Raw genomic sequence first — 17,882 nt, forward strand, 5'->3', positions numbered from 1 at the left:
TCTGCCTCGCGGCTACTTCACGGCCGCCGCCCGGACGATCTCCTGCGACACCGTGCCGCCCTTGTCGTCCTTCGCGCTCGCCCGCAGCGAGAGCGACGCGGCGCCCTTCGGAACGTTCAGCGTGCCCTTCCAGGAGGCGCCGGATCCGGTGAGGGACACGGACTTCCAGGTCTTTCCGTCGTCGTAGGACACCTTCAGGGTGCCGCCGCCGATGGCGCCGGTGCCGGCCGCGCCCTTGACGTACTCGGCGGACAGGCCGACCGGCAGCCGCTTGCCCGCCTCGATCCTCCCGGCGAGGTCGGTGCCGATGTCGTAGTTGAGATTGATCAGCGGCAGGAACGTGTACCGGTCGTCCGGCGTCGTGCCCGAGCGGAACGTCCACTCGCTGTGCGAGGTGGTGCCGAGGCCCCACACGCTCGGGTCGAGCGCCGTGTCGGTGACGAGCCTGAACGGCTGCACGGAGCCGTCACTGACGCTGAACTGGGTGGCGCTGCCCGTGCGTCGGCCGGCGCTCTCACCGTTCACAAAGGCCTCGGTGGTCTGCGTCATGCCCGATTCGGAGCTGTACGGGTCGCCGAAGCCGGTGTGGTCGGGTCCTGAGTCGCCCCAGCCGGGGATGTTGAAGCGGAGCATGTCGCCGCGCCGCTCCTGGCCCCAGCCGAGACCGCTGCCACCGTAGGGGTGCCAGACCGGCTTGAACCAGTTCAACTCGGTGCGCTTGCCCGGCCGGTAGGACACCAGGCCGCTGCGCTCCTCCAGGGAACCGACGTTCACCGACTCGTGCCACTTCTGGTCCGGCTCGACGGACACGTAGTCGGTGCGGTGCCCCGGGAAGTCGTACCGCTCCTGGAAGCCGCCCGCGACCGGGAAGGACGGGTCGACGGAGTGGCGGAACTCGCTGCCCTCGGCCTTCTTCGCACCGTAGAAGGTGGTGTCGACGGTGGCGAGGTCCTTGGAGCCCGGCGCGAACAGCAGGCTCCGGTCCGGAATCGCGCCCTTGTAGCCCTTCGACAGGTCGTAGGAGTACGCGGGGTTGTCGACGCCCGCCATCGTGACGCGCTCGCCGCGCTGCTGCTGGGCGAGCAGCCGGGCGAAGTCGGCGTTGGTGACGCTCGCGATCTGCAGCGGGCGTTCGGTGTTGTCGTCGTTGTAGAACAGGGTGTTGAGGCGGCCGGGGCTGTCGTCCGTGAGGAACAGCGCCTTGGCGCCCGCGTCCTGGGCGGCCTGGGCGATCTGGGCCGGGGTCCGGGTGCCGTCGATGCGCACGAGGACGCCCTTGCCGGTCGCGTCCTTGCCCGCGTAGTCGCCGGGGGCACCCGCGCCCGCGTTCACCAGGGCGAGTCTGCGCCGCCCCGGGAGGAGGGTGGAGCCGGGCTGCTCCCACACCTCGTCGACGCCGTCGACGGTGATGCGCGGCTGGGCCTCGCGCCAGGTGGTGCGGTAGGCGTAACTGCCCTCGCTCACCGGGCGGGTGGGCAGGGCGTACAGCGTGTCGTACTTGATCGGGAGCAGCGCCATGCCGAACACGTCGGTGCCGCCCGCCTTGCGGTCGTACTGCACGAGTGTCTGGTGCGGGTCGGTGTTCTTCGAGACACGTGTCGCGACCTCGCGCAGTTCGGTGCCGTCGAGCGTGATCTCACGGTCCCTGTCGACCTTCACCTCGGGGTCGGCCAGATAGGCCGTGCCGAGGGAGTCCTTGCCGTGGGCTCCGCGCACGTCGAGGAACGTATCCAGGTAGTACGTCCCGGGCTTCAGGCGCAGCTTGACCGTGCCGGACGCGTCGACCGTGGCCGGCTGCGGCAGAGTGCCCTTGGCGAGCTGCTGGTACATGAGGTTGGCTGCGGCGGGCTTGCCGTCCCGGTCCTTGACGTGGACGGTGAGCGTGTACCGCTCCTCCTCCTTGACCAGGCCGAAGGCGGTGTGCGCGACGGCCTGGCCGCCCGAACTGGCCACGATCCGCCCGCTGTTGGTGCCGACGGAGGCCTTCGATCCGTCGCCGGTGACGGTGGTCGAGGCGGTGCCGTGCGCGGGGACGGTCAGCTTGGAGTCGGCGAGCGTCGCGACGCCGTCGGCGGCTCCCTGCACGGCCAGGTCCAACTCGACAGCGTTGTCGGAGGAGTTGGAGTAGGTGACGGTCTTGGTGACCGGCTTGTTGCTGTCGTACGGCCAGCGGTAGGAGCCGAGGTCGGTGCTGCCCGTCGCGTTGACCTTCGCGGCGATCGCGTCGGGCACGGAGACCCGTCCTGAGCCGATGGCGTACGCGGAGTCGTCGAGCCGCTTCGACGACGACATCAGCGCGTCCTTGAGCTGCGCGGCCGTCCAGTCGGGGTGGGCCTGCGCGAGGAGGGCGGCGACACCGGCGACGTGCGGTGTCGCCATCGACGTACCACTCATGGTGGTGTAGCTGCCGGACCCTTCGGTCAGCGAGGAGCGGGCCGCGAGGATGTCCACGCCCGGGGCGGAGAGGTCGGGCTTGAGGCCGTCGTCGCCGAGGCGCGGACCCTGGCTGGAGAACGAGGCCCGCTCGTCGCCCGCGTCGACCGCGCCGACGGTGAGCGCCGAGTCGGCGGCGCCGGGCGAACCGATGGTGCCGGGGGCGTAGGCGTTGCCCGCGGCGATGACGAAGAGCGCGCCGGTGTCCTCGGTGAGGGAGTTGACGGCCTGCGCCATCGGGTCGGTGCCGTCGCTGCCGGTGTCGGAGCCGAGGCTCATGGAGACGACCTCGGCCTTGATGTCCTTGGCCGCCCACTCCATGCCGGCGATGATCTCGGACTCGGTGCCGTACCCCTCGTCGGAGAGGACCTTGCCGACGGCGAGCGTGGCGTCGGGCGCGACGCCCTTCTCCTTGCCGTCGGACGCGGCGCCGGAACCGCCGACGGTGGAACCGACGTGGGTGCCGTGGCCGTTGCGGTCGGCGACCTCCTGCCCGGCGATGAAGGACTTCGATTCGCTCACGCGGGACGCGAGGTCGGGGTGGCTGGTGTCGTACCCGGTGTCGAGGACGGCGACCTTCACGCCCTTGCCGGTGAGTCCGGCGTCCCAGGCCTTCGGGGTGCCGATCTGGGCGTTGGACTCCGCCATGTCGCCCTTGACGCGGCCGTCGAGCCACACCTTGCCGATGCCGTCGGTGTAACCGCCCTTGGTGGTGAGGTCGTTCCAGAAGGTGCGTCCCTTGCCGGCGTCGAGGGCCGCGCCGCCGATGCTGCCGAGCTTGCGGGTGCGGTCGGCGCCCTTGGGGGTGGCGGCGTCGTCGCGTGCGCTTCGGCCGCCGTAGGTGACGATGAGCGGGGTGGCGTCGGACTTGGTGTCCGCGAGGCCCTGCTCGATGAGCCCGCTCACGTCGAACAGCCGGGCGTCGAGCTTGCCCGAGGCGAGGTAGGGGGCGGCCTCCTCCGGAACGACGCGTATCGCACTGTCGGTGACCTGCGTACGGACGAGTCCCGTGGTTCCCTCGGGGCGTTTGACGTCGACGGTGCGCTGCCCGCCACCGATGTCCGTCACGGTCACCTTGTCGCCGGTCACCAGCGTCACGGTGTGGGCGGCGCGGGCGGTCTTGGTGGGCTGCGGTCTCGCCTCGTCCGCGGCGGCGTGTGCCCCGCCGCCCGGCAGCAGCGCGAACGCCAGGCCGGCCGACAGCAGGGCCGCGCCGCGTCGCGCGGTACGTCTGGTCATCGTTGCCTCTTCCCTTGGAACCATCGGGTGCGGGGGTGCGCTCCGAGAGCTGGGAAAAGTGTCAACTACCGTGAGGGGCGAGGCACTTGTCTTGCGGTGGCGGATTGGCGCCACGGCGCCTATCCGCCACGCGTCACGCGGCGTCTCACTGCTGCTTGACGGGCGGGCAGTAGCCCGTGTTCTCGCCGATGGAGTTGATCTCGGCGTTGGGGCGCGGGTCGCCCGCGTAGTTGATCTGGTCCGTGCACTTCGTGCCCGGGTCCTTCGGGGTGCCCGAGGGCTTGTCGGACTTCTGGGGCGTGGGGCACGTGCCGGTGTCAGCGCCGATGGAGTTGATCTCGGCGTTGGAGCGGGGGTCGCCCGCGTAGTCGATCTGGTCCGTGCACTTCGCGTCGGACGCGGCGGGGGTGCCCGACGACGCGCCCCTCGCCGCATCGGCCTCCGGCGTACTGGTGGCCGTCGACGTCCCGCTCGCGGAGGACGAGGCGCTGGAGGACGAGGCGCTGGAGGACGCGTTGTCGTCGCCGCCGCTGCCGTTGCACGCCGTCAGCGACAGGCCGAGGGCCACAGCGGTCAGGGTCAGTGCCGAGATCTTCCGAGTGCGCATGCTGCTGTCCTTCGCGTGGGGCCGGCGCTCCTGGGGAGGAGCGGCGGGCGGGTGAACCGGGCGGGTGTCCGCCGGTGTTGCGTTCCGCCTCGTCAGACAGGGGTGCGGGTTCCCTCAGTTGCTTCTTGATCGTCTTCAGGACACGTTCGTGACATGACAGTCGCCGCTCGGTGAACTCCCGGCACGCCGGGGGCGACGCGAAGGGACGGTCGCCTCCCGGTACCGTCCCCCTGTGACCTCACTCGACCCCGGCACACTCGCCGCGCTCCAGCGCGCCCGCTACGTCAGCCTCACCACGTACCGCAAGGACGGCACGCCCAGGGCCACCGCGGTCTGGCATGCCATGGACGGTGACCGGCTCTATGTGCGCAGCGCGGCCGACGCCTGGAAGGTCAAGCGGCTGCGGCGCGACTCCCGGGCCGAGGTCGCCGTCTGCGATGTTCGCGGGCGCGTCGCGCCGGACGCCGTACGGGCCACGGGAACCGGCCGCGTACTGGACGAGGCCGGGACGAAAAAGGCCGGGGCGCTGCTGCGCGGCAAGTACGTGATGGCGCGCATGGGCGACTGGTACTCCGCGGTCTCGGGACGCCACCGCAGGCACCCCGTGATCGGCATCGAGGTCAACTTCTAGACGCGCGGGCCCCGTCGTCCGAAGTTTGGCTAGGGCCTCAGTACCTCCCGCAGCCGCTCGGCGAACTCCTTGGGCTGTTCGGTGAATCCGCCGTGGTCGCCGGGGAATTCGACCGGTGTCGTCCCGATGCGTTCGGCAAGCGCCCTGGAGGTCCGGGCCGTGACCAGGCCTCCCGAGGTGGCACCGATGCCGATGACGACGCGGGAGCGGCCGGATGCCAGTGCGGCGATGTCGGGCACGTAGAGGCTGGTGTCCAGCATCTCGTGGGCGAAGAAGCGGGCGCTGTTGGCGAGGTCCTGCTCCGACGGCTCCCCGGGCGGCGGGCCGGGCGCGTCCTCGCCGACGTCGAACCCGGCGTTGGCCATGAACTGGCCCCAGGCCGCGCCCACGCCCTCGCGGTGGAACGTCGCGACGATGGCCTCGACCGCCGCGCGCTGCTCCGCGGCGTCGGGGAGCAGTTCGAGGAGCGGAGGCTCGTGTGCGACGAGCGTGCGCACCCGCCCGGGGTGCCGTGCGAGGAGCGCGAGCCCCGTGACCGCTCCGCCGCTGCTGCCCAGCAGGTCGGCGGAGTCCTCGTCGAGAGCGTCGAGGAGCGCGGCGACGTCGTCCGCCCGCAGTTCGGGCGTGGAGTCCTGCTCGGGGTCGTCGAGGGTGCTGCCCGAGATGCCCCGGGGGTCATGGGTGACGACCGTGTGGTCGCTCGCGAGCGCGTCGGCCAGGGGCCCGAAGGCCTCGGCGTCCATCGGCGCCCCCATGAGCAGCAGCAGCGGTCCGGTGCCACGGATCTCGTAGCGCAGTCGTCCACCGGGGACATCGAGGGTACGGGTGGTGGTCACGGGTCGTCCTTCCCCTGGGCGGTCGTCCGCGGGCGCGGCGACACAGGTGGGGACCGCGGCCGGGCGGCAAACTCATCGCCGCCCGGAGGACGTGCCTTACCGTTACCGGACGTTGCGGGAGAGCCACGGGCTGAGCGCGTTCGGCAGGATCAGCTCTTTGTACGTGTCGTCACCGGACAGCGGAACGATCAGCCACAGGGCGGGCGGGAACATCCTCCGCTTCACGTACGCCAGGCCGCCGTAGACGGATCGCAGGAACGCCGGGACGGCGTCGCGGGGGACGTCCTCGAAGCCGACGTTCTCGACGGTGATTCTGGCGTCTTCCTCCGGAAAGATCCGGACGGACACGGACGGCGATCCCCCGAGCTCGATGTGCGCCTCGTGCGGCAGCGCGCCGTCCGGGTCGAGCACCACGAAGGCCCCCGCCGAGGTGCGGCGGGACGTCTGGTCGGCGCCGATGTCGTCGGTCACGGACAACTCGCGGTGGTACTCCCCGGCGACCTCGCGCACCGCCGTCACAGCGGCCTCGGTACTCGCCGGACGTGGATGTCTCATGGACACGATCATGCCGCACGGGTGCGGTCCCCCGATCGGGCGGCGACGCCCTGGGCGGGCCGCCCGGCGCGGGCGGGGCGCCGTGGTGGTTCGGATTCCGTTGCGGCGCCCCCGGCCCTCGCCGACGGCTACCCGTTCGCCCGGGGCCTGCGGATTCCGTCGATGATCCGCGTCCAGTTCTCCTTCCCGTGGCCGTCGGCGATCGCGCGGAGGTAGTGCGCCTGGACGGCGCGCGGGAGCGTGAGGTCGATGCCCGCGGTGGCGCTGGCGGCGGCGATGTGGTCCGCCGTCGCGCCCATCATGGTCGCCGTGCTCAGGTGGCCCGGGTGCTCGCCGGCGTCGATCTGCGCGCCGACGTCCCCGCCGGCCCGGAGCATGGCCGGGATGTCGGCGAGCGTCGGCAACAGTTCCGGGACCGCCTCCGTCGCGGAGACACCGGCCGAGCCGAGGAGCGCGGTGGCGTGCATGAGGGCCGACAGGCTCGTCAGGAACACGTCGAGGTGGGCCAGGTACATCAGCTGCGCCAGACCGGCGTCCTCGCCGAGCGGGCGCGGAGTCCCGATCCGGGCCAGCGCCGGGCGGTGCGCCTCGAAGACCTCGGACGGGCCGCTGTAGTACACGTACGCCGCCTCGGTGCCCACCATCTCCGCGGGCACCATCACGCCGCCGGTCAGGAAGGCCGCTCCGTGCGACGCCGCCCAGGCCGCGGCCTCGCGGGCGCGGTCGGGGGTGTCCGAGCTCAGGTTGACGAGGGTGCGGCCCGCCAGTGCGTCGGTCGAGTCGCCGAGGATGTCGTACATCGCCTGGTAGTCGGTGAGGCTGAGGACGACGAGTTCGCTCGCGGCGACCGCTTCGGCGGGCGAGGCGGCCAGGGTGGCGCCTTCGGCGACGAGACCCTCGGCCCGGGCCGCGGTGCGGTTCCAGACGGTGACGGGGTGGCCGGCCTTGAGCAGCGTACGGACCATGGCCTGGCCCATCGGGCCGAGGCCGATCAGGGTGACGGGGGTGGCGCTCATGCTGCGGTTCCTTCCTCGGGGCGGGTGGTGGCGGGGTGGGCGGCGCGCAGGCTCTCGTAGATCCGCGCGAACCCTTCCCGGCCGTGGCCCGCCGCGATCTGCTGGGCGATCGGCTTCTGGACGGCGGCGATCGGGGCGGGGTCGACGCCCTGTTCCTCGCTGGCCCGTACGAGGTGCGACAGGTCGGAGAAGTCCAGGCTCTGCTGGCCGGGGACGGTGTAGTCGCCCCCGTCGACGACCTCGGCGAACCCGGCGAACCCGTCGGTCATGGCGGACAGGAACGGGGCCTGCCGGGCGGCGAATTCGGACGCGCTCATGCCCATGGTGGCGACCATCGCCGCACCGTGCAGGAAGCCCTGGAACATCTGGTACATCCCCGACAGCATCGCCAGGTCCACCAGCGAGGCCCGGCCGGCGTCCTCGCCGTGGAACTCGCTCGTGGCCCAGACATCGAGGATCGGCAGGACGGCGTCGTAGGCCGCACGCGAGCCGCTGTAGAAGATCTGGCCCTCGCGGGTTCCGATCATGGCGGGTACGGCCATGATGGCGCCGTCGAGGTAGGTGACTCCGAACTCGGCGGCCCAGGCGGCGAGTTGGCGGGACTCGTTCGGTGTGGTGGTCGTGACGTTGACGAGGGTGCGGCCGCGCAGCTCGTCGGCGACCGGGCCGAGGGTGTCGCGGACCGATTCGTATGTGAGCAGGCAGGCGACGACGAGCGGGCTCGCCGTCACGGCCTCGCGGGCCGTGCCCGCGAGGCGGGCCTGAAGGCCCGGGGCGCGGCCCGGGGTTCGGTTCCAGACGGTCACGGAACGGCCGGCGTCGAGCAGCGCGCTCGCGAGCGCGCTGCCCATGGCGCCGAGGCCGAGCACGCTGACGTCGGTCAACTGGGCTGGGTTTCTGTTGGGTTCGGACACGACGACCATGCTGCGCGAGCCTGTATCGTCGCGTAAGTACCCACTATTTACTGCGGTACTTACCTTTGGGTAAGCCAGGAGAGACGGGAGACTCCAGGTCATGGCGAAGGCACCCCGCAACGGCCCCTACATCTGCGGCATCGACGCCGCTCTCGACGTCGTCAGCGGAAAGTGGAAGGGCCTCGTCCTGTGGGAACTGCACGCGCACGGCGTCCGGCGCTTCTCCGAACTGCGCCGCGCGCTCCATGGGGTGAGCGAGAAGATGCTGACCCAGCACCTGCGCCAGATGGAAGAGGACGGCCTCGTGCGCCGCACGGTCTACGCGGAAGTGCCACCGAAGGTGGAGTACTCGCTGACGGAGTCGGGCGCGGCGCTCAACGAGGCGTTGCGGCCGCTGGGTGAGTGGGGCCTCGGCCGGATCCGCGAGGACCACCTCGATGTCGTGGTGGCCCCCGACGCCCCGGTGTCCACCGCCTCCTGACCCGGCCGTCAGACCTGGTAGCGGTCCGCCGCGAACAGGTGCGGGTGCTCCGCGACCCAGTCGGAGGTGCGGCGCAGGCCCTCCTCCAGCGGGACCTCCGGCTCCCAGCCCGCCCAGTCGCGGGCGCGGGAGTTGTCGGAGAGCAGGCGGTGCACCTCGCTGCCCGAGGGCCGCAGCCGGCCCCGGTCGACGACGACCTCGGCGTCCCTGCCGGAGGCGTTGATCAGGGCCTTGGCGAGGTCCCCGATGGAGATCTCCTGGCCGGTGCCGAGGTTGACGCTGTGGCCGAGGGCCGCGTCGCAGGCGGCCAGGGCCAGGAAGCCGCGGGCGGTGTCGGCGACGTAGGTGAAGTCGCGGGTCGGGGTGAGGGAGCCGAGCTTGATCTGGCGCCGCCCGGCGTGCAGTTGGGCGAGGATGGTGGGGATGACGGCGCGGGCCGACTGCCGGGGGCCGTAGGTGTTGAAGGGGCGCACCACCGTCACCGGCAGCTCGAAGGCGTGCCAGTGCGACAGGGCCATCATGTCCGCGCCGATCTTCGAGGCCGAGTACGGGGACTGCGGCTGGAGCGGGTGCGTCTCGCTGATCGGGGCGGTGAGCGCGGTGCCGTAGACCTCACTGGTGGAGGTGTGCACCATGCGGCGCACCTGGTGGCGGCGGCAGGCCTCGGCGACGTTCTCGGTGCCGACGACGTTGGTCTGCACGTACGCGCCCGGCGAGTCGTAGCTGTAGGGGATGCCGATGAGCGCGGCGAGGTGGAAGACGGTGTCGCAGCCCTCGACGGCGTCCATGACCCGGCCCGCGTCCCGTACGTCACCGGCGATCATCTCGACGGGGCCGCCGGTGGCGCCGAGGTAGGGGGCGAGGTTGCCCTTTTCGCCGTACGGCTTGTAGTGGACGAAGGCACGGACCTTGGCCCCTCGGGCGACGAGGAGGTCGACGAGGGTGGAGCCGATGAACCCTTCGGCCCCGGTGACGAGGACGGTGCGGCCGGTCCAGTCGAAGTCGGCGGCAGCGGCGGTGGCGTGGGCGTGGGTGTTGGCGGTCATATGGCGATCTCCGTGTGGTGTGTGGTGTGGGTGAGGGGGCGGCCCGCCAGGCGCAGGACGTGGGCGGCCAACAGATCGGCGGCCTGTCCGTGCCGTCCGGGGTGGGCCGCCGTCGACATGGCCGCGAGGCGGGCCGGTTCGGCGAGCAGTGGCTCGACGAGGGCGGCCAGGCGGTCGGCGTCCGTCTCCGCGTCGGGCAGCAGGAGCCCCGCGCCGACGTCGGTGAGGACCCGCGCGTTGTGGGTCTGGTGGTCGCCGGGCGCGTAGGGGTAGGGCACCAGGACTGCGGGGGTGCGGGTGGCCGCGAGTTCGGCGACGGTCGCGGACCCGGCGCGGCAGACGGCCAGGTCGGCGGCCGCGTACGCCAGGTCCATGCGGTCGAGGTAGGGCACGGCGGTCGCGACCCGGTCGCCGCCGGTCTCGGCGAGCCGCCCGCGGACCTCGTCCAGGGTGGCGGGCCCGGTCTTGATCAGGAGGTGGACGCCGGTACGGTCGCGCCAGCGCCGGGCGAGGTCAACGGCGGCCGTGGTGAGCCGGACGGCGCCGAGGCTGCCGCCGTTGACGAGCAGGAGCCGTCCGTGTGCGGGCACCCCCAGCGCGCGCCGGGCCTCGCCCCGCAGCCGTGGCCGGTCGAGGGCGGCCAGTTCGGAGGCGATGGGCATGCCCACCACGTCGGCGTGCCCGCTGCCGGACAGATGCGCCCGGCTCTCCTCGAAGGCGAGCGTGATCTGGTCGGTGAGCAGCGCGGCGAAGCGGTTGGCCCGCCCGGGCACCGCGTTGGACTCGTGGATGACGCTGGGCAGCCCGGCCATCCGCGCCCCGACGATCACGGGGGCGCTCGGGTAGCCGCCCATGCCGACCGCGACCTGGGCCCGCTGTGCCCGCAGCACCGATTTGGCCTGGGTGCCGGACTTGATCAGCGCGGCGGGCAGCAGGAACCGCCGGGCGCCGAGCGACGGATCGAAGGGGATCATGTCGACGGTGTGCCCGCCCGGCTCGCTCGGCTGCTGTCGAGCCTGCTGGACAACGCGGCCAAGTTCAGCCCGCCAGGACGCCCCGTCGAGGTCACCCTCACCGCGGCCTCCGCGACCCTGGAGCTGACCGTCCGCGACCACGGCCCCGGCATCTCGGAACAGGACCTGCCGTACGTCTTCGACCGCTTCTACCGGGCCCGCAGTGCCCGCGCCCTGCCGGGCTCGGGCCTCGGCCTCGCGATGGCCCGCCAGATCGCGCTCGCCCACCACGCCGAGCTGGTCGCCGAACCGGCGCCGGGCGGCGGCGCCCAGTTCCGGCTGACGGTCGCGCACAATTCGTGACGTGCGGGATCCACCCCGTGGTAACTTCCGTATACAAGTTGTATGCGATTCATATCCAGGACACACGGTCCACGGACCACGGGAGCTCACATGGGGACGTCCGGCCGGGAGAAGGCGTACGCCTACCTCAAGGGGACGGTGCTCACCGACCCGGAGATGCAGGGCGAGTTCCTCTCCGAGCAGGAGATCGCCGACCGCATCGGCGTCTCCCGCACCCCGATCCGTGAGGCCCTGCTGCTGCTCGCCGCCGAGGACCTGGTCGAGATGGTGCCCCGGCGCGGCGCGCGCGTGTCCCGGCTGACCGGGCGGCAGATCACCGAGCTGATGGAACTGCGCGGCATGGTGGAGCGGTACGCGGCGGAGCAGGTCATCAAGGCCGACCGGGTGCCACTGGAGGAGCTGGGCGAACTGCTCGATCGGCAGCGCGGCCTGAGCGGGCCCGACGACGCCAAGGAGTTCATCGCCATCGACCACCGCTTCCACGCGACGATCGTCTCGGCCGTCGGCAACGGCCTGCTCGACCGGCACTACGACGGGCTGCGCAGCCGCCAGGTGCGCGCGGGCGTCGTGGCGCTCTACAACCAGAGCGGCCGGCAGAAGGCCGTCATCGACGAGCACAAGATGATCCTGGACGCGCTCGCGGCAGGTGACGCGGAGGCCGTGAGCGCGGCGATCGACAGCCATCTGGAGTCGACGCTGAAGGTGCTGCTCGCGGGCTGACCGGACCGGCGCGGATGTCACCGCGCCGGTCCGGCTCCGTCACTTCGGGTACGTGATCCCCGCGTCCTCGCGCCCCAGCCTGCGGTTGGCCAGTACGGAGGTCTTCTCGCGGACCCGGTCGACCTCGGGAACGTCCAACTCCGCGACGATCAGGCCCGGTTCGGCGCCGAGGCTCTCCCGCACCGTGCCGTCCGGGCCGACCAGCATGCTGTGGCCGATGCCCGTCGGCGCCGTGCCCGAGACGGTGATGCCGCTCGCCGCCGGGTCGGCCTGGTCCACCGCGGCGACCCACACCGTGGCGTCAAGGGCCCGGGCCCGTACGAGGAGTTCCCACTGCTCGCGCTTGCCGGGGCCCGCGCCCCAGGACGCGGGCAGCAGCGTGCCGACGGCGCCCGCGTCGGCGTGGGCCCGGAAGAGCTCGGGGAAGCGGACGTCGTAGCAGGTGGCGAGGCCGAGGCGGACGCCTTCGACGTCGATGGTGACCACCCGTGTGCCCGGGGCGACCCCCTTGGACTCCGCGAAGCCGAAGGCGTCGTAGAGGTGGATCTTGTCGTACGTGGCCTCGACGCCGGGGCCCGTCGCGAGCAGGGTGTTGGTGACCCGCCCGTCCTCGGCCGGGGTGAACATTCCGGCGACGACGACGATCCCGGCCGCCTCCGCGATCTCGCGCACACGGTTCGCCCACGGCCCGTCGAGCGGCTCGGCGAGCGGGGCGAGCTTCGTGCCGAAGCAGGCCATCGCGGCTTCGGGCAGGACGACGACGCGGGCGCCGGCGTCGGCCGCGCGCCGCGCCTGCTCCTCGATGAGGTCGAGGTTCTTGGCCGGGTCGGGCCCGGTGGTGAGCTGGCTCAGGGCGATCAGCATGAGGTGTCCCTCCTTGTGTGGCGACAGGTGCGGCGACGGGTGTGACGGTTCAGGCGGACGCCTGCGCGACCAGCTCGGCGTCCTCGTCCGTGGCCGCGTCCGCGTCGCGGCCCAGCAGCAGCCCGGTGATGGTCACGACCGCGGTCACGGCGACGTAGACCGCGAGCGGCACCCAGCTGTCGAACGAGCCGAGCAGCGCCGTGAACAGCAGCGGAGCGATGGCGCCACCGATCAGACCGGCCAGCGTATACGCGAGCGAGGACCCGGTGGAGCGCAGCCGCGGCGAGAACTGTTCGGCGATGAACGCGGCCTGCGGTCCGTACATCAGCGAGTGCAGGACCAGCGCGACGATCACGCCGAGGACCAGCAGGCCCCACGAGCCGCCGTCGACCATGCCGAAGAAGACGAACGGCCACACACCGGCACCGACGGCGGAACAGCCGTACAGCAGCCGCCGGTTGACGCGGTCGGACAGGGCGCCCGCGAGCGGGATCAGGACGATCTGCAACGAGGAGCCGATCAGTACGGCGGCCAGCGCGGACCCCCGCGACATGTCCAGCTCGTCGGTGGCGTAGGTCAGCACGAACACGGTGAACAGCGCGTACAGCACGTCCGGGGCGACGCGGGAGAGGATCGCGGCGAGCAGCGCGCGGGGCTGGCGGGTGAGCACCTCGCGCACCGGCGCCTCGGGGCGGGCCTGCTCGGCCTCCATCGCCTTGAAGACCGGGGTCTCCTCCAGCTTCGCGCGGATCCACAGGCCGAAGCCGACCAGCACGCCGGAGATCAGGAAGGCGACGCGCCAGCCCCAGGAGAGGAACTGGTCCTCGGTCAGCAGGGCGCCGAGCGCGGCGAGCACGCCGTTGGCGAGGAGGTTGCCCGCGGGCGGTCCGACCTGGGCGGCCGAGGCGAAGAAGCCGCGCTTCTTCGGGTCGCCGAACTCGCTGGAGAGCAGCACGGCGCCGCCCCACTCGCCGCCGACGCCGACGCCCTGGGCGAAGCGCAGCACGACGAGCGCGATGGGCGCGGCGGCGCCGATGCTGCTGTGGGTGGGCAGCAGGCCGATGAGGAACGTGGCCGCGCCGATCAGCACGAGCGTCGCGATCAGTACCTTCTTGCGGCCGATGACGTCGCCGAGCCGGCCGAAGACGATGCCGCCGAGCGGGCGCGACACGTAGCCGACGGCGTACGTGGAGAAGGCCAGCAGGGTGCCGGTGAGCGGGTCCTCGGAGGGGAAGAACAGGTCGCCGAAGACCAGGGCGGACGCGGCGGAGTAGACCGCGAAGTCGTACCACTCCAGGGCGGTGCCGGTCAGGCTGGCGAAGAAGGCCCGGACGAGACCGGAGCGGTTCGGGGTGACGACCGGTGCGGCGGCCGGGCCGCGGGGGGTGTCTTGCAGCATTTCGGTCCTCGGTTCGGGGGACTTCGGCGGTCGGGGTGGGGCATCGACGTTCGGGGGGGACATCGACCTTCCGGCATACTTCTTGTATACAGGTCGTATGCGCAAGCCCTGAACGGGAAGTTAACCGCTTCGCAACCCTCCACCCTGCCCTCACCTCTGGAGATGTCCATGACCCTGCTCACTTTCGAACTCCCCGACGGCTCCACCCGCGACGTGGATGTCGTCCAGGTCCTCAACGCCGGCTACGCCGGGCGCAGCCAGGACGATGTCGCCGCGCACGTCGCCGAGCTCGCCGAGCTCGGTGTGCCCGCGCCGGCCACGACCCCGGCCCTCTACCCGATCTCCCCCTACCTGGCGCAGCAGACCGGGCGGGTCGCGGTGCAGCACGGGCGGACCTCGGGCGAGGCGGAGTGGGCGCTCGTCGTGGCGGCGGACGGCGAGCTGCTGCTCACGGCCGCCTGCGACCACACGGACCGCGAGCTCGAGGTGCACGGTGTGGCCTGGAGCAAGAACGCGAGCCCGGACGTCCTGGCCCGCCGCGCCTGGCGCCTCTCGGACGTGGAGGACCGCCTGGACGACATCGCGCTGCGTGCCTGGGTCACGGTGCAGGGCGAGGAGACCTTGATCCAGGACGGCTCACTCGCGGAGCTGCTGACCCCGTCCTACTGGGCCGACGTCCTGCGCGAGCGCGGCGAGCTGCTTCCCGGCACCGTGCTGATCTCCGGCACCATCCCGATGGCCGAGGGCGTCGACCAGTTCGGCGACGCGTGGCGCGTGGAGCTCTCCGACCCGGCGACCGGCGACACCATCGCGCTGGCGTACGAGGTGGCCGCGCTGCCGGTGCCGATCGGCTGATCGCGCCCGTGGAGGACGAGTGGCCCGGCCGGGGCACTCGTCCTCCTGGCTCTCGCCACCGTCGCCCTGCTGTGCATCGGCGCGCGACGCGTGGGCACTCGCTCCGCGTGAGCGGTCGAATGGCCGTGTCCGGACGGAGGCCCCAGCATGGTGATGTCGTCGGTTTGCCCGATGCGCCCTTCCGAGGCGGCTCCGCCCGAGAACTCCTGCGCGGCCGCTCCCCGCAGGGCGACCGCGGCGCAGAGCGAACCCCGTCGAAAGGCACGCGTAGCTCATGAGTGACGAGACAGCCAAAGCGACCACCACGGATGCCGGTGTTCCGGTCGAGAGCGACGAACACTCGCTCACGGTCGGCGCCGGCGGCCCGATCCTCCTGCAGGACTCGTATCTGATCGAGCAGATGGCGCAGTTCAACCGGGAGCGGATTCCGGAGCGGCAGCCGCACGCCAAGGGCAGCGGTGCCTTCGGCCACTTCGAGGTCACCGCGGATGTCAGTGCTTACACGAAGGCCGCGGTGTTCCAGCCGGGGACGCGAACCGACCTGGTGGCCCGGTTCTCCACCGTCGCCGGCGAGCGCGGCAGCCCCGACACGTGGCGCGACCCCCGCGGGTTCGCGGTGAAGTTCTACACCACCGAGGGCAACTACGACATGGTCGGGAACAACACCCCGGTCTTCTTCGTGAAGGACCCGATGAAGTTCCAGCACTTCATCCGGTCCCAGAAGCGCCGCGCGGACAACAACCTCCGCGACCACGACATGCAGTGGGACTTCTGGACGCTCTCGCCCGAGTCCGCCCACCAGGTCACGTGGCTGATGGGCGACCGGGGCATCCCCCGCACCTGGCGCCACATGAACGGCTACACCTCGCACACCTACATGTGGATCAACGCCCAGGGTGAGCGGTTCTGGGTGAAGTACCACTTCAAGACCGACCAGGGCATCGAGTGCTTCACCCAGCACGAGGCCGACCAGATGGCCGCGGCCGACACGGATTACCACACGCGGGACCTCTTCGAGCACATCCGTGACGGGGAGTACCCCAGCTGGACACTGCACGTGCAGGTCATGCCGTACGAGGACGCGGCCACGTACCGGTTCAACCCGTTCGACCTGACGAAGGTGTGGCCGCATGCCGACTACCCGCTGATCGAGGTCGGCAGGATGACGCTGGACCGCAATCCGACGGACAACCACGCGGAGATCGAGCAGGCCGCGTTCCAGCCGAACAACCTGGTCCCCGGGATCGGCCCGAGCCCCGACCGGATGCTCCTGGCGCGGCTGTTCTCCTACGCCGACGCGCACCGCCACCGCATCGGCGGCAACTACCAGCAGCTGCCCGTCAACGCGCCGGTCGCGCCCGTGCACTCGTACTCCAAGGACGGGGCCATGGCCTACAAGAAGGCCCAGGACCCGGTGTACGCGCCGAACTCGAAGGGCGGACCGGCGGCCGACACGGACCGCTACGGCACACCGCCGAGCTGGTACGCGGACGGTGACATCACCCGCGCCGCGTACGTGGACCACGCCGAGGACGACGACTGGGGCCAGCCGGGCACGATGGTGCGCGAGGTCCTCGACGACGCGGCGCGGGACCGGCTCGTGGACAACGTCGTCGGTCACCTGCTCAACGACGTGAGCGATCCGGTCCTCGAGCGGGCCTTCGAGTACTGGTCCAACATCGACCGGAACATCGGCGAGCGCATCAAGCAGGGTGTGCGCGCCAAGGCCGGCGAGAAGGACCCGAAGGCCGCGGAGCAGGCCAACCCGGCGCGCAGCAGCATGCAGGACAAGGCCTGAGACGATCCCGCGGCCCGGCTACGGGCGGGTCCCGGCCGGGCCGCGGGTGAGGTGGTCGATCAGGGCGGTGGCGGCCGGGTTGCGGGTGCCCGGGCCGCGCCCCGCGAGGACGACCGTGCGGCCGGGGTCCGGCTGGCGGATGTCCACGCACGGCAGTCCCGCGTCCTCGCCGATGCGGCGGGGCACGAACGCGACGCCGATGCCGGCGCGGACGAGGGCCACGAGCATGCCGATCTGCGTCACGTCGCACGTGATGCGGCGCTCCAGGCCGCAGCGTGCGGACAGCCTGCGCACCGCCGTCTCCAGGCCGGTGCCCGCGCGGAAGTCGATGAAGGACTCCTGGGCGAGGTCCCGGATCAGGGTGCGGCCCGCGTGTGCCAGGGGGTGCCCCGGGGCCGTGATGAGCACCAGCTCCTCGTGCCAGGACCCGAACTCGACCAACCCGTCCGGGAGTTCGGCCGCGTCCGGGGCGAGGTAGGCGAGGTCCAGTTCACCGGCGCGCAGGGCCGCGTACAGCTCGTCGACCGGCGCGTCCCGCACGGACACCTGGATGCCGGGCAGGCGGCGGTGGAACAGCGCGAGCTCGGTGGGCAGGTCCACGCACGTGAGGGTCTGGATCGTGCCGATGGCCACGCGCCCCGTGGTGAGGCCCGCGACCGCGGCGACGGCGTCCCGGGCCGCGTCGGCCCCCGCGAGCAGCTGTCTGGCCTGCGGCAGCAGGGCGCGCCCCGCCTCGGTCAGCACGACTCGGCGGCCGGTGCGGTCGAACAGGTCGGCGCCCAGCTCGCGCTCCAGGTTGCGGACGGAGGTGCTGAGCGCCGACTGCACGATGAGCTCGGACCGGGCGGCGGCCGTGAACGTGCCCTCGTTGACGACCGCCACGAAGTGGCGGAGCTGACGCATCTCCATCCATCCACCCTATCGATGGCAGCCAGCGAAACGATCTGTTGGACCGACCGGGCGGGGCGCCGGATCCTGCTGGCATGAACCGCGTACCCGCCCTGTGGGCCGCCGCCCACTCCCCTCGCCGACCCGCACCCGTCAGGGCCGTCGCCCGCCAACTGCTCCGCCTGCGCTGCTTCCTGCGCGAACTGGCGCTGGCGGACCACACGCCGTTCGGCGGGTACTGAGCGCTCAGCGGGGCCCGGGACGCGGACTCCGGGAGCCGCGTC

General features: G+C 71.9%; 16 protein-coding genes and 2 pseudogenes. 7 read left to right on the plus strand and 11 right to left on the minus strand.

Annotated features, from left to right (window positions below; translation table 11 throughout):
• Window positions 1-12: 12 nt before the first annotated feature.
• Complete coding sequence (locus ACFV9W_RS06300; RefSeq protein ID WP_385756145.1) at window positions 13-3,672, minus strand: S8 family serine peptidase; 3,660 nt, start codon at window positions 3,670-3,672, stop codon at window positions 13-15.
• Window positions 3,673-3,817: 145 nt separating this feature from the next.
• Window positions 3,818-4,279: a hypothetical protein gene (locus tag ACFV9W_RS06305; protein ID WP_385756147.1), complete on the minus strand. Its 462-nt coding sequence runs from the start codon at window positions 4,277-4,279 to the stop codon at window positions 3,818-3,820.
• Between the two features lie 232 nt (window positions 4,280-4,511).
• Here ACFV9W_RS06305 and ACFV9W_RS06310 point away from each other — a divergent pair, with 232 nt between their 5' ends.
• Window positions 4,512-4,910, plus strand: a complete 399-nt coding sequence (locus ACFV9W_RS06310; RefSeq protein WP_385756149.1) for a PPOX class F420-dependent oxidoreductase — start codon at window positions 4,512-4,514, stop codon at window positions 4,908-4,910.
• Window positions 4,911-4,939: 29 nt separating this feature from the next.
• Here ACFV9W_RS06310 and ACFV9W_RS06315 read toward each other — a convergent pair whose 3' ends face one another.
• From ACFV9W_RS06315 to ACFV9W_RS06330, 4 genes are all read right to left on the minus strand, one after another.
• On the minus strand, window positions 4,940-5,746 hold the full coding sequence (locus ACFV9W_RS06315) for an alpha/beta fold hydrolase (protein ID WP_385756151.1): 807 nt from the start codon (window positions 5,744-5,746) through the stop codon (window positions 4,940-4,942).
• A gap of 102 nt (window positions 5,747-5,848) precedes the next feature.
• Complete coding sequence (locus ACFV9W_RS06320) at window positions 5,849-6,301, minus strand: hypothetical protein (RefSeq protein WP_385756153.1); 453 nt, start codon at window positions 6,299-6,301, stop codon at window positions 5,849-5,851.
• A 128-nt stretch (window positions 6,302-6,429) separates the two neighbouring features.
• Window positions 6,430-7,317 carry an NAD(P)-dependent oxidoreductase gene (locus ACFV9W_RS06325; protein WP_385756154.1) on the minus strand — a complete coding sequence of 296 codons (888 nt, stop codon included), beginning with the start codon at window positions 7,315-7,317 and terminating at the stop codon, window positions 6,430-6,432.
• A complete protein-coding gene (locus ACFV9W_RS06330; RefSeq protein ID WP_385756155.1) occupies window positions 7,314-8,231 on the minus strand; it encodes an NAD(P)-dependent oxidoreductase in 918 nt (305 codons plus the stop codon). Before ACFV9W_RS06330 ends, ACFV9W_RS06325 begins: the two co-directional genes overlap by 4 nt.
• A gap of 100 nt (window positions 8,232-8,331) precedes the next feature.
• On the opposite strand from ACFV9W_RS06330, the gene ACFV9W_RS06335 reads away from it, so the two are divergent.
• Complete coding sequence (locus ACFV9W_RS06335; RefSeq protein WP_385756156.1) at window positions 8,332-8,712, plus strand: winged helix-turn-helix transcriptional regulator; 381 nt, start codon at window positions 8,332-8,334, stop codon at window positions 8,710-8,712.
• Between the two features lie 8 nt (window positions 8,713-8,720).
• On the opposite strand, the gene ACFV9W_RS06340 is transcribed toward ACFV9W_RS06335, so the two are convergent.
• Both ACFV9W_RS06340 and ACFV9W_RS06345 read right to left on the minus strand, forming a co-directional pair.
• Complete coding sequence (locus ACFV9W_RS06340; RefSeq protein WP_385756159.1) at window positions 8,721-9,758, minus strand: SDR family NAD(P)-dependent oxidoreductase; 1,038 nt, start codon at window positions 9,756-9,758, stop codon at window positions 8,721-8,723.
• Window positions 9,755-10,744, minus strand: a pseudogene (locus ACFV9W_RS06345) (glycosyltransferase); the annotation flags it as partial. The pseudogene ACFV9W_RS06345 and the gene ACFV9W_RS06340, both read right to left, overlap by 4 nt.
• Between ACFV9W_RS06345 and ACFV9W_RS06350 the strand changes: the two are divergent.
• Window positions 10,733-11,074, plus strand: a pseudogene (locus tag ACFV9W_RS06350) (sensor histidine kinase); the annotation flags it as partial. The pseudogenes ACFV9W_RS06345 and ACFV9W_RS06350 sit on opposite strands and share 12 nt — an antisense overlap.
• Window positions 11,075-11,164: 90 nt before the next feature.
• A complete protein-coding gene (locus ACFV9W_RS06355; RefSeq protein WP_385756161.1) occupies window positions 11,165-11,794 on the plus strand; it encodes a GntR family transcriptional regulator in 630 nt (209 codons plus the stop codon).
• A 39-nt stretch (window positions 11,795-11,833) separates the two neighbouring features.
• On the opposite strand, the gene ACFV9W_RS06360 is transcribed toward ACFV9W_RS06355, so the two are convergent.
• Window positions 11,834-12,658 carry a carbon-nitrogen hydrolase family protein gene (locus ACFV9W_RS06360; RefSeq protein ID WP_385756162.1) on the minus strand — a complete coding sequence of 275 codons (825 nt, stop codon included), beginning with the start codon at window positions 12,656-12,658 and terminating at the stop codon, window positions 11,834-11,836.
• A gap of 49 nt (window positions 12,659-12,707) precedes the next feature.
• A complete protein-coding gene (locus ACFV9W_RS06365) occupies window positions 12,708-14,057 on the minus strand; it encodes an MFS transporter (RefSeq protein ID WP_385756163.1) in 1,350 nt (449 codons plus the stop codon).
• A gap of 168 nt (window positions 14,058-14,225) precedes the next feature.
• Between ACFV9W_RS06365 and ACFV9W_RS06370 the strand changes: the two genes are divergently transcribed.
• Together ACFV9W_RS06370 and ACFV9W_RS06375 are read left to right on the plus strand one after the other, a co-directional pair.
• Window positions 14,226-14,912, plus strand: coding sequence for a DUF2848 domain-containing protein (locus tag ACFV9W_RS06370; RefSeq protein WP_385756164.1), 687 nt, complete (start codon window positions 14,226-14,228; stop codon window positions 14,910-14,912).
• A gap of 274 nt (window positions 14,913-15,186) precedes the next feature.
• The gene (locus tag ACFV9W_RS06375) at window positions 15,187-16,710 is read left to right on the plus strand and encodes a catalase (RefSeq protein WP_385756166.1); all 1,524 of its coding nucleotides are present in this window, start codon (window positions 15,187-15,189) and stop codon (window positions 16,708-16,710) included.
• 18 nt (window positions 16,711-16,728) lie between these two features.
• Here ACFV9W_RS06375 and ACFV9W_RS06380 read toward each other — a convergent pair whose 3' ends face one another.
• A complete protein-coding gene (locus ACFV9W_RS06380) occupies window positions 16,729-17,619 on the minus strand; it encodes a LysR family transcriptional regulator (protein ID WP_385756167.1) in 891 nt (296 codons plus the stop codon).
• Window positions 17,620-17,693: 74 nt separating this feature from the next.
• Between ACFV9W_RS06380 and ACFV9W_RS06385 the strand changes: the two genes are divergently transcribed.
• Complete coding sequence (locus ACFV9W_RS06385; RefSeq protein WP_385756169.1) at window positions 17,694-17,840, plus strand: hypothetical protein; 147 nt, start codon at window positions 17,694-17,696, stop codon at window positions 17,838-17,840.
• The last annotated feature ends 42 nt before the right edge of the window (window positions 17,841-17,882 follow it).

This window comes from Streptomyces sp. NPDC059897 (assembly GCF_042730865.1).
In the GTDB taxonomy this organism is placed as follows: domain Bacteria; phylum Actinomycetota; class Actinomycetes; order Streptomycetales; family Streptomycetaceae; genus Streptomyces.